This window comes from Roseicyclus sp., from assembly GCF_052168335.1.
GTDB lineage: Bacteria > Pseudomonadota > Alphaproteobacteria > Rhodobacterales > Rhodobacteraceae > Roseibacterium.
Genome location: NZ_JBQLZP010000034.1, coordinates 1 through 10,560 on the forward strand (window position 1 = coordinate 1; position 10,560 = coordinate 10,560).

Here is a 10,560-nt window from a genome sequence, read left to right on the forward strand (position 1 = left end):
CTTGTCGCCCGCGAGGTAGGGCAGGCCGACCATCGAGATCTTGAGGTCGGCGAGCGCGCGCGCCGTCGCGGGGTCGAGGTCGGCCACCGCGCGCATCGGCACCTCGACGTTCTCGCGCACCGTCAGCGAGGAGAAGAGCGCGCCGTCCTGGAACATGACGCCCCAGCGCTCCTCGAGCGCGGCACGCTCGTCGCCCGTGGCCTCGAAGACATCCGTTCCGAAGACGCGCACGCCGCCCGCCGCCGGCCTCTGGAGCCCCGCGATGGTCCGCAGGAGCACCGACTTGCCGGTGCCCGAGCCGCCCACGACGCCGAGGATCTCGCCCCGGCGGACGTCGAGGTCGAGGTTCTCGTGAACCACGTGGCTGCCGAACTGGTTGCGCAGGCCCCGCACCTCGATCACCGCCTCCGCCATGCTCAGACCCCGATCTCGGCGAAGAAGACGGAGAACAGCGCATCGGCCACGATCACCGCGAAGATCGCGGTGACGACCGATCTTGAGGTCTGCTGGCCGAGCGATTCCGCGTTGCCCTGCACCTGCATCCCCGCCCGGCAGCCGACGACCCCGATGATGAGCGCGAAGGCCGGCGCCTTGACGAGGCCGACCATGAGGTGGCTCACGTCCGTCCCCTCGATCAGGCGGGTGCGGAACATCGCGGGCGAAACGCCGAGCTCGATCCAGGACATGAGCGCGCCGCCGACGATGCCCGTGACGTTGGCGATGAGCCCGAGGATCGGCAGCATCAGCAGAAGCGCCAGGATGCGCGGCACGAAGAGCACCGTCGCGGGATCGAGGCCGAGCGTGCGCATGGCGTCGATCTCCTCGCGCATCTTCATCGAGCCGATGGCCGCCGTGAAGGCCGAGGCCGTGCGCCCCGCCACGATGATCGCGGTCAGCAGGATGCCGAGCTCGCGCAGGATCGACACCGCGATCAGGTCCACCACGAAGACCTCCGCCCCGAACTGGCGGAGCTGCACCGCGCCCTGGAAGGCGAGGACGACGCCGATGAGGAAGGCCATCAGCGCCACGATGGGCACGGCCTTCCAGCCGACCTCCTCGCAATGGTGGACCAGCGCCGTCAGGCGGAACTCGCGCGGGTTCGCGATGCTCCGCCCGAGCCCCGCCAGGAAAAGCCCGAGATACCCCGCGAGCCCGAGGAGCGTCCGGCCCGCCTCGGCCACCCTGCGGCCGATCTCCTCGACCGTTCCGGCGAGCGACGCGCGGGCCTCGGGCGGCGTCTCGGGCTTCGGCATCGCCTCGGCCACGGTCTTCAGGATCGCCGCCATCTCGGGCGTGGCGCCGGTGAGGTCGACCGTGCCGCCCGCCGCCTCGTGCCCCTGCCGCAAGCGCGTCAGGAGCCACGCGCCCGCCGTGTCGAGCCGGGAGACCCGCGAGAGGTCCACGCGCACGGCACCCTCCGGCGGCAGCGCGTCGAGCCGCGCCGCCACGGCGTCGATGCTGCGGATCGTGAAGGGCCCGGACAGGACCACGCGGGCCGCGTCCGCGCCCGTCTCGATCTCGATCCCTGTGCCGTTTCCGGGCGTCATCCGGTCTCCCCAAGGGCCGGCGGATGGGGCTCCGCCGCACCGCAGAGGTAATCACAACGACACGGCAGGGACGAGGGGCCATCGTGAACCAATCCGTGTCAGCGGGCGTTGTCGCCGCGAAACCCGGAGGTTCGCCATGGCATCCCGCGCCGTCTGGAAGGGGCAGTTGCGCCTCTCCCTCGTGTCCATTCCCGTCGAGATCCACGCCGCCACCAAGTCGGGCGCGCGCGTGGGTTTCCGCCAGATCCACGGACCCACGGGCAAGCGCATCCGCTACGAGAAGGTGGTTCCCGGCCACGGCCCGGTGAAGAGCGACGAGATCCTCAAGGGCTACGAGCTCGGCGGCGACGAATACCTCCTGCTCGAGCCCGAGGAGGTGGACGCGATCCGCCTCGAGACGAAGAAGACGCTCGAGCTGGTGCAGTTCGTCGGCCTCTGCGAGATCCCGCCGCTCTACTTCGACCGGCCCTATTACGTGGTGCCGACCGACGATCTGGCCGAGGACGCCTACCGCGTCGTGCGCGACGCGCTGCGGCAGTCCGAGAAGGCGGGTCTCGGGCAGCTCACCATGCGGGGGCGCGAGCATCTCTGCGCGATCCGGCCCTGCGGCGACGGCCTCCTGCTCGAGACGCTGCACTACGCCGACGAGATCCGAGAGGCCGATCCGCTCTTTTCCTCGATCGAGGACGAGACGACCGACGACGAGCTCCTGTCCGTCGCGACGCAGCTCATCGACCGCAAGACCGGCGCGTTCGACGCCGCCGCCTACCAGGACCGCTACGACATGGCGCTGCGCGACCTGATCGAGCGCAAGCGCGCGAACCGCAAGACGCCGCGCGCGCGGGCGGGCGAGGACGAGGCGCCGCGGGGCGAGAACGTCGTCGACCTCATGGCCGCGCTGAAGGAGAGCCTGAAGGAAGGCGGCAAGTCCCGCGGGGGCGGCAAGTCCGCCAAGGGCGCCGCCGCGAAAGGCGGCGGGCGCCGCAAGACGGGCTGAGCGCCGTGTCCCGCCTCGACCGCTACCTCGACAAGCGCGATTTCGACGCGACGCCCGAGCCGCGCGACGCGGGCGCGCCCGCGGGCCTCGCGCTCCGCTATTCCATGCAGCGCCACGACGCGCGGCGGCTCCACTTCGACCTGCGCCTCGAATGGGATGGCGTCCTCCTGAGCTGGGCCGTGACCAGGGGCCCCTCGCTCCGCCCCGACGAGAAACGCCTCGCCGTCCGGACGGAGGATCACCCGCTCTCCTATCTCGGCTTCGAGGGCGTGATCCCCGAGGGCAACTACGGCGCGGGAACGGTCATGCTCTTCGACATCGGGCACTGGACGCCGCTCCAGCCCGTGGCGGAGGGGCTGGAGAAGGGACACCTGCGCTTCCGCCTGCACGGGCGGCGGCTGACGGGGGCCTGGAACCTCGTGCGGATCGCCGGGCGGGGGCGCGCCGACACGGGCCGCGAGAACTGGCTGATGATCAAGGCGGAGGATGCGGCCGCGCGGCGGCGCGACCCCGTGGCGCGCTACCGGCGGAGCGTCTCGACGGGGCGCACCACGCGCGAGATCGCCGCCGGGGTTGAGCCGCGGGAGCCCTTGGCGGAGCAGTCGGGCAAGCGCCCCGCCTTCGCGAAGGTGCAGCTCGCCACGCTGGCCGACGACCTCGAGACGTGCGCGGGCTGGTGGCACGAGCCCAAGTTCGACGGCTACCGCGCGCTGGTGGCGCTTGGCCGGGGCGGACCCCGCATCTTCACCCGCAACGGCCACGACTGGTCCGACCGTTTCGCGAGCCTGCGCCCCGCCTTCGCCGCGCTCGACTGCGACAGCGCGCTGATCGACGGCGAGATCGTGGCGGGCGCGGGCCTGTCGGGGTTCTCGGACCTCCAGAAGGCGATCAGGGCGGGCGGGCCCTTCACCTTCTACGCCTTCGACCTCCTCTCGCTGGACGGAAAGGACGTCACCGGCGAGCCGCTGCATGCGCGGCGCGCGCGGCTCGAGCGGCTCTTCCGCGAGGCGCCGCCGCTCGGGCAGGCCGACCTCTCGCCGGTGATCCGCGATGACGCGGCGGAGGTTCTCGCGCGCATCTGCAAGGCGGGCGGCGAGGGCCTGATCGCCAAGCGCGCGGACGGCCCCTACCGCGCGGGGCGGGGGCGCGACTGGCTCAAGATCAAGTGCGCCCGCCGCGACGAGTTCGTGATCCTCGGCTGGCAGGAGAGCGACCGGCGCGGGCGCGCCTTCGCCTCGCTCCTGCTCGGGGCGCACGGGGAGGACGGCCTCGTCTACGTCGGCAAGGTCGGCACCGGCTTCGACGGCGACAGCATGGAGGAGATGGCCCGCGCCATGGCGCCGCTGGCCCGCAGGACGCCGCCCGCCGAGGTTCCGCCGGCCGAGGCGCGTGGGGCGAAATGGATCACGCCGAAACTGGTCGCCGAGGTGCAATATGCCGAGATGACGGCGGACGGGCGGCTGCGGCACGCGGTGTTCCTCGGCCGCCGCGAGGACAAGCCGGCGCGCAGCGTCCGGCTGGAGGAGGACCGCATGGCAGGCGAGGATCGCGTCGAGATCGCCGGGATCTCGGTCTCGAGCCCGGCGCGCGAGGTCTACCCGCAGGCGGGCCTGACCAAGCGCGAGGTGGCCGAATACTACGCCGCGGTGGCGGACAGGATGCTGCGCGAGGCGGCCGACCGCCCGCTCTCGCTCGTCCGGCTGCCGGAGGGGCTGGCGGGCGAGCGCTTCTTCCAGAAGCACCGGGGCCGCGGCTGGCCCGACGCGGTGAAGAGCGTCGCCATCGAGGAGGCGGAGGGCAAGCGCGCCGACTACATGTACGTCACCGACGCGGCGGGCCTCGTCGGCGCGGTGCAGATGGGCACGCTCGAGTTCCACATCTGGGGCGCGCGGCGCGACCGGCTGGATCGGCCCGACCGCATGGTCTTCGACCTCGACCCCGACGAGGGGCTGCCCTTCGCCGGGGTCGCGCGGGCGGCGGCGGACCTTCGCGACATCCTCGGCGAGCTGGGCCTGCCGTCCTGGCCGCTCGTCACCGGCGGCAAGGGGGTGCATGTCGTCGTGCCGCTCCGGCGGGTCGCGGGCTGGGACACGGTCCGCCTCTTCGCCCGCGTCTTCGCGCAGGGCCTCGAGGCGGCGGAGCCGGAGCGCTTCGTCGCCGGCATGTCCAAGGCGCGGCGGAAGGGGCGCATCTTCGTCGACTGGCTCAGGAACGACCGCGGCGCGACCGCGATCGCGCCCTTCTCGCTCCGCGCGCGGCCCGGCGCGCCCGCCGCCGTTCCGGTCTCGTGGGAGGAGCTCGCAAGGCAGAAATCGGCCTCCGCCTTCGACGCGCGGGCGGCGCTGGAGAGGGGCTGGGACGGCGTGGGCGTGCCGGACCCGGTCGGCCTCGGCGCGGCGCGGATCGCGGCGCTGGAACGCTGGGTGGAGCAGCGAAAGTGAGCGGCCGATATGCGGAGAACCGCTCCCTCGCCGTCCGGAAACCATGTGGTTTTCAGGTCTGAAACAGCGGATTTCCCTGGATTACCGCCATCTTCCTGCCCCTTTTCGAACCTTACCGGAAGTTCTCCACAGGGCTTCCTCCGGTTCCGGTCAAACCGGGTTCTGCGCGCCCGCGTAGAACATCAGCCGGCCATCGGCGTCGTAGATCGGCCGGATCCGCAGCCGGTTGACGAAGACCGAGCCGTCCTTGCGGTAGTTCAGGATGTCGACGGAGAAGCGCGTCTGGGCCTTGAGCCCGAGGCGGATCGCCTCGACCGCGTAGGGGTTGGTGTCGGGGCCCTGGAGGAGCCGGCAGTTCCGCCCCAGCGCCTCCCCGGCGGTATAGCCGGTCTGGCGCTCGAACTCCTCGCTGAGGTAGATCATCGGGTTGTCGGGCAGCGAGGGATCGGAGATCACCACGCTCATGTCCTGCTCGTCCTGCTCGAGCAGGCCGCGCATCTGCCGGGGGTCCGGTATCCCGCCGAAGGCCCGTCCGGTTGCCATGACCTGTCTCCCCCGTGCCTGGTCCACGGCGCGACCCTAGCGGTCCCCGTTCGCGGCCGCACGCGGCTTTTTCGCGCGTCGCTACTCGGCCGCCTGCGCCGCGCCCGCGCCGCGCGGCTCGAAGCGCGGGATAGACAGCGTCGCGAGGCGTTTCCGCTCGAGCCGCCCCCGCGCCACGCTGTCGAGGATCAGCCCGCAGGTGAACAGCAGGAACGCGAGGATCATGAGGGCCATGGTCAGCATCCAGGTCGGCATCCGCTCGACGAGGCCGGTCTCGAAGTAGTCGTTGAGGACCGGAATGCCGAACCAGAACGAGGTGAAGAGCGCGATGAGCGAAAGCGCCGCGAAGAAGGTCACGGGCTTCACCTCCTTCATCAGGAGGAGGAAGACCGACAGGATGCGGATGCCGTCATGCAGCGTGGAGAGCTTGGAGCTCGACCCCTCGGGACGGGTGCCGTAGCTCACCGGCATCTCGGCCACGGGAAGGCGGAGCTGCAGCGCATGGACCGACAGCTCCGTCTCGATCTCGAAGCCGGTGGAGAGCGCCGGGAAGGACTTGGCGAAGCGGCGGCTGAAGACGCGGTAGCCCGAGAAGATGTCGTCGAACCCGTCGCCGAAGATGCCGCGGAAGAGCGAATTGAACAGCCGGTTGCCGAAGGCGTGCCCGGCGCGGCCGGCATCCGCGGTGACGCCGCTGCGCGCGCCGATGATCATGTCGAGCCGGTCGTCGATCAGCCGCTCCACCAGCGCGGGCGCCTCGGCCGCGTCGTAGGTGCCGTCGCCGTCGGCCATCACGTAGACATCGGCCTCGATCTCGGCGAAGGCCGTACCGACGACGTTGCCCTTGCCGCGACGCCGCACCGTCACCACCTCGGCCCCCGCCGCGCGCGCGACCTCGGCCGTCCGGTCGGTCGAGAGGTTGTCGTAGACGATGATCCGCGCCGAAGGCAGGGCCTCGCGGAAGCTGCGGACCAGCGGCCCTATGGTCGGTTCCTCGTTGAGGCAGGGCAGGAAAACCGCGATCCGCGCGCCGCCGAAGGTCCGATCCGTCATCAATGCACCTGAGGTTCTGTTATTGTTTCACGCGACTGCCCTTTTTTCGCCAAACTACCGGATTGTTCTGCGGCAGGGCAACACGGGAACCTTTTCATGGGGCTGATTTGGGCGAACATGCGGGCGGAGACGCCACGCATGGGCACGGGAACCGGGCTATGGGCGCCGGTTCTCGTGGGCTGGGCGCTCTGTGCCGTTCCCGCGCTGGTCGCGCTCGTGACGGGCGGGGGCGCCGTGCCGCTCTCGACCGACGATGCGATGCGCCTCGTGCAGGTCCGCGACCTGCTGGCGGGGCAGGGCTGGTTCGACCTCGTCCAGGCGCGCCTCGGCCCCGAGGGGACCGAGATGCACTGGTCGCGCCTCGTCGATGCGCCGATCGCCGCGCTCATCTGGCTCGTCGCGCCGCTCCTCGGCACGGCGGAGGCGGAGCGGGCCGTCTCGGTGTTCTGGCCGCTCCTGACGCTCCTGCCCGCGGTTCTCGCCATGGCGGCCTCCGCCGGGCGGCAGGGCGGCGTCGGGGCCGCCTGGGCCGCGGCGGTGCTGACCGGCGCGCTCCTGTCCCACGCGGCGCGGCATAATCCCGGCGCGCTCGACCACCACAACGTGCAGCTCACGCTGCTGGCCGTGGTCCTCGCCGGCCTTCTCTCCGCATCGTCGAGCCCGCGCTGGGCCGCGCTCGCGGGCGGAGCCATGGCCATCAGCCTCGCCGTCGGCATCGAGATGGTGCCGATCCTCGCGATCCTCGGCGCGGCCTTCGCGCTGGCCGCCGTGCTCGTGCCCGGACAGCTCGCGCGCGCCGCGGTGGCGCTCGGGCTGAGCTTCGCGGCGACGCTCGCCCTCCTCTTCGTCGCGACGGCGCCCGCCTCGGCCTACCGGGGCGGCCATTGCGACGCGCTCTCGGTCGACATGGCGCTGCCCGCGATCCTCGGCGCGCTCGGGCTCGCGGGCGTCGCGGCGACGCTCTGCGCCCGCCCGGTCGCGCTGCGCCTAGGCGCGCTTCTGGCGGTGGGCGCGGTTGCGCTGGCGGCGGCGGCGCTCGTCGCGCCGGCCTGCTTCACGAACCCCGTGGACGCGATCGATCCCTTCCTGCGCGCGGCCTGGCTCGACAACGTGGCCGAGACGCGCAGCCTGGTTGAGCGGCTGGCCGAGGGGCCGGGACCGGTCGTGCCGGTGCTCGTCGCGGCGCTTGCGGGTGCTGTCTCGGCCATGGTCCTGATCCGGCGCGATCCCGCGGCGCGAACCGGCTGGGCGATGCTCCTCGCGGGGCTCGTCGCCGCCTTCGCCATCGCCGCCTACCAGGTTCGCGGTCTGCCCGCGCTGAGCCTCTTCGCCGTGCTCCCGGTCGCCGTCCTCGGTCCCGCGCTGCTGCGCGAGGGGCGGGCGCGGGGGCTGGCGGGCATCGCGCTCCTGCTGCTCGCCGTTCCGGGCGTGAGCGGCGCGGTGGCTTCCGCCATGCCTGCGCCCGCGCGCGCGCCCGGCAACGACGCCACGTCCGACCCCGTGGGCGACCTCTTCCGGTGCTACGAGGACGACGTCCTCGGGGCCTTCGCCGCGCTGCCGCCGGGCCTCGTCTCGGCCAGTTCCAACCTCGGCGCACACATCCTGCTCGAGAGCCCGCAGCGCGTCCTCTCGGCGCCCTACCACCGCAACGAGGCCGGCATGATCGCCCAGATCCGCATCGCGCTGGCCGAGCCGGCGGAGGCGGAGGTCATGCTCCGCGACCTCGGCGTCGACTACGTCGCGCTCTGCGGCACGGACCCCGAGACGCGCTATCCCGCGGACACGACGCATCCGGGCCTCTTCCCCGCGCTCGGCCGCGACGAGGTGCCCGCCTACCTCACGCCCCTGCCGGTGCCCCCCGGCAGCCCCCTGCGCCTCTATGCAGTAACCCCCGGCTGACGCCGGTTTCACGAGGGAGCGCCCCATGCGCCGCGAGACCACCAACCGCATCCGCTTCGTCCTCGAGGACATCCTGCCGCCGATCCTGCGCGACAGCGCCGCCTTCCACTGGGTCGCGCGCCGCGCCTGGGGCGAACACATCACCCGGCTGGCCGAGTTCCGCGCCCGCGCGCCCTTCCTGACCGAGGCGGAATACGAGACGCTCTACCGCGAGCATCCGCGCGTCCATGACGGCACCGACAATTCCGAGGCCTGCATCGCCCGCATCGCCAAGGACGTCGTGGGCGAGAGCGTCTGCGACGTCGGCTGCGGCACCGGCGCGCTGCTCAAGCGCATCCGCGCCGCGCGGCCCGAGGTCGGGCGCCTGACCGGCGTGGACTTCGTGGTCGAGGACGCCGCCGCCATCGAGGGCGTCGACTACGTCGCGGCGCGGATCGAGGACCTGCCCTTCGAGGACGGCGCCTTCGACACGGTGATCTGCACCCATGTGATCGAGCACGTCCTCGACTACCGCCGCGCCATCGCCGAGCTGCGCCGCATCGCGCGCCGGCGCGTCATCATCGTCGTCCCGCGCGAGCGCGAATACCGCTACAGCTTCAACCCGCACTTCAACTTCTTCCCCTACACCCACAGCTTCCTGCGCGCCGTCCACCCGAGCCCCGCGGCGCATGTCTGCGAGGATATCGGCCGCGACATCTACTACGCCGAGGACCGCCCCGCCCCCGCCGCCGCGGCCGAACCCGCGCGAGGACGGGCGGCATGACCGCGGGCGCGCCGGCCCTGCTGCTCTGGACGGGGCTCCTGCTGACGCCGGTGATGATCTCGGCGGGGCAGGTCCTGTTCAAGATGACGGGCGGCCGGATCGACGGACGGGGGGCGAGCGGCGTCGCGGGCATCCTGCGCACCCTCGTCGATCCCTACCTCTTGGTGGCCTTCGCGATCTACGGCTCGGCCACGGTGCTCTGGGTCTACGTGCTGCGGCACATGCCCTTGTCGCAGGCCTATCCCTTCATGGCGCTGAGCTTCGTGCTGGTGCCGCTCGCCTCGCTGCTGTTCTTCGGCGAGACGCTGGGCCTGCGCTACTGGATCGGCGCGGCGCTGATCGTGGCGGGGATGGTCGTCATCAACACCTGAGGCCCTGCGCCGCCTTGGCGGGCGGCGGGCAGGGGGCGTAGCATTCCCCACGGGGAGGGGCTCATGCTGCGCAGCACCGTCATGCGGGCGGCTCTCGCCGTCTTCGTCGCGAGCGTGGCCGCGGCCGAGCCCGTGCCCTGCCGCGATCCGGCCATCCGCGTCGAGGCGCCCGAGGCCCTTCGGGCCCGGATCTGCGCCGATGCCGAGGCGGCGCTGGGGGCGCTCGCCGCCTGCAACCTTCCCCTCCGGCGTCCGATCCTGATCGACGTGGTGGACGAGGTTCTCCACCCGATGTCGACCTGCCTCGGCGCCTACGACTGTGCCGACGATCGCATCCGCCTCGTCGTGCGCGACGACTATTCCGCGCTGGTCGCGCCGGGCGACCCCTATGCGGCCATCCCGGGCAGCGTGCTCCTCGGCGCGCTTCTCACCCACGAGACGACGCATGCGCTGGTCGAGCAGAACGCGGGCGGGCGTGTCGTGCCGCTGGTGGACCACGAGTACATCGCCGCCGCCATGGAGCTCGAGCGCCTGCCCGAGGAATGGCGCGAGGTGATCCTCGCCGACGCAGGCCTCGCCGCCCCGTCGGAGGGGCGGATCGACATCTGGATCTACCGCCTCGCGCCGCGCCGCTTCGCCGCCAACGCCTGGCTGCACTTCCGCCTGCCGGGCAACGGCTGCGCGCTGGTGGGCCGCCTTCTGTCGGGGGAGGAGAGCTTCGAGCGTCCCGAGCGTCAGGGCGTGTTCACAGCCCGACCTCGGCGCCGCCGACGAGCACGCGGAGAAGCGCGAGCTCGCCGTCCGCCACGACCATGTCGGCGTGCATCCCCGGCGCGATCCGCCCGATGTCGGACAGGCCGAGCCAGTCGGCGGGCAGCGTCGACAGCCGGAGGGCCGCCTCGTCCAGCGGCAGGCCGATGGCGACGAGATTGCGCAGCGCCTGGTC

General features: G+C 72.2%; 10 protein-coding genes. 6 read left to right on the plus strand and 4 right to left on the minus strand.

Translation table 11 applies throughout. The annotated features are described in order from the left end of the window. Both ACTS11_RS01165 and ACTS11_RS01170 read right to left on the minus strand, forming a co-directional pair. The coding region (locus ACTS11_RS01165; protein ID WP_442638524.1) for an ABC transporter ATP-binding protein at positions 1-414 on the minus strand (414 nt) is incomplete at its 3' end. Between the two features lie 2 nt (positions 415-416). Further along, on the minus strand, positions 417-1,547 hold the full coding sequence (locus ACTS11_RS01170) for an ABC transporter permease (protein ID WP_442638525.1): 1,131 nt from the start codon (positions 1,545-1,547) through the stop codon (positions 417-419). Between the two features lie 136 nt (positions 1,548-1,683). Between ACTS11_RS01170 and ku the strand changes: the two genes are divergently transcribed. Beyond that, positions 1,684-2,544: a non-homologous end joining protein Ku gene (gene ku, locus ACTS11_RS01175; RefSeq protein WP_442638526.1), complete on the plus strand. Its 861-nt coding sequence runs from the start codon at positions 1,684-1,686 to the stop codon at positions 2,542-2,544. Between the two features lie 5 nt (positions 2,545-2,549). Further along, positions 2,550-4,985 carry a DNA ligase D gene (ligD, locus tag ACTS11_RS01180; protein ID WP_442638527.1) on the plus strand — a complete coding sequence of 812 codons (2,436 nt, stop codon included), beginning with the start codon at positions 2,550-2,552 and terminating at the stop codon, positions 4,983-4,985. Positions 4,986-5,135: 150 nt separating this feature from the next. On the opposite strand, the gene ACTS11_RS01185 is transcribed toward ligD, so the two are convergent. Next, a complete protein-coding gene (locus ACTS11_RS01185; RefSeq protein ID WP_442638528.1) occupies positions 5,136-5,528 on the minus strand; it encodes a PAS domain-containing protein in 393 nt (130 codons plus the stop codon). Between the two features lie 81 nt (positions 5,529-5,609). Next, positions 5,610-6,581, minus strand: a complete 972-nt coding sequence (locus ACTS11_RS01190; RefSeq protein WP_442638529.1) for a glycosyltransferase — start codon at positions 6,579-6,581, stop codon at positions 5,610-5,612. A gap of 138 nt (positions 6,582-6,719) precedes the next feature. On the opposite strand from ACTS11_RS01190, the gene ACTS11_RS01195 reads away from it, so the two are divergent. From ACTS11_RS01195 to ACTS11_RS01210, 4 genes are all read left to right on the plus strand, one after another. Then, positions 6,720-8,480 (plus strand): hypothetical protein, encoded by a 1,761-nt coding sequence (locus ACTS11_RS01195; protein ID WP_442638530.1) that lies wholly within the window; start codon positions 6,720-6,722, stop codon positions 8,478-8,480. A gap of 25 nt (positions 8,481-8,505) precedes the next feature. Continuing rightward, a complete protein-coding gene (locus tag ACTS11_RS01200) occupies positions 8,506-9,243 on the plus strand; it encodes a class I SAM-dependent methyltransferase (protein WP_442638531.1) in 738 nt (245 codons plus the stop codon). Then, a complete protein-coding gene (locus tag ACTS11_RS01205; protein ID WP_442638532.1) occupies positions 9,240-9,614 on the plus strand; it encodes an EamA family transporter in 375 nt (124 codons plus the stop codon). The genes ACTS11_RS01200 and ACTS11_RS01205 overlap by 4 nt, the downstream gene beginning before the upstream one ends. A gap of 63 nt (positions 9,615-9,677) precedes the next feature. After that, positions 9,678-10,560 (plus strand): DUF6639 family protein (locus tag ACTS11_RS01210; RefSeq protein WP_442638533.1); only part of this gene is annotated, 883 nt, incomplete at its 3' end.

What these genes read in the sequence shown, in the direction of transcription:
- ACTS11_RS01170 (WP_442638525.1), bottom strand. Translation starts at nt 1,547, where the DNA reads ATGACGCCCGGAAACGGCACAGGGATCGAGATCGAGACGGGCGCGGAC.
- ku (WP_442638526.1), top strand. Translation starts at nt 1,684, where the DNA reads ATGGCATCCCGCGCCGTCTGGAAGGGGCAGTTGCGCCTCTCCCTCGTG.
- ACTS11_RS01185 (WP_442638528.1), bottom strand. Translation starts at nt 5,528, where the DNA reads ATGGCAACCGGACGGGCCTTCGGCGGGATACCGGACCCCCGGCAGATG.
- ACTS11_RS01190 (WP_442638529.1), bottom strand. Translation starts at nt 6,581, where the DNA reads ATGACGGATCGGACCTTCGGCGGCGCGCGGATCGCGGTTTTCCTGCCC.
- ACTS11_RS01195 (WP_442638530.1), top strand. Translation starts at nt 6,720, where the DNA reads ATGGGCACGGGAACCGGGCTATGGGCGCCGGTTCTCGTGGGCTGGGCG.
- ACTS11_RS01200 (WP_442638531.1), top strand. Translation starts at nt 8,506, where the DNA reads ATGCGCCGCGAGACCACCAACCGCATCCGCTTCGTCCTCGAGGACATC.
- ACTS11_RS01205 (WP_442638532.1), top strand. Translation starts at nt 9,240, where the DNA reads ATGACCGCGGGCGCGCCGGCCCTGCTGCTCTGGACGGGGCTCCTGCTG.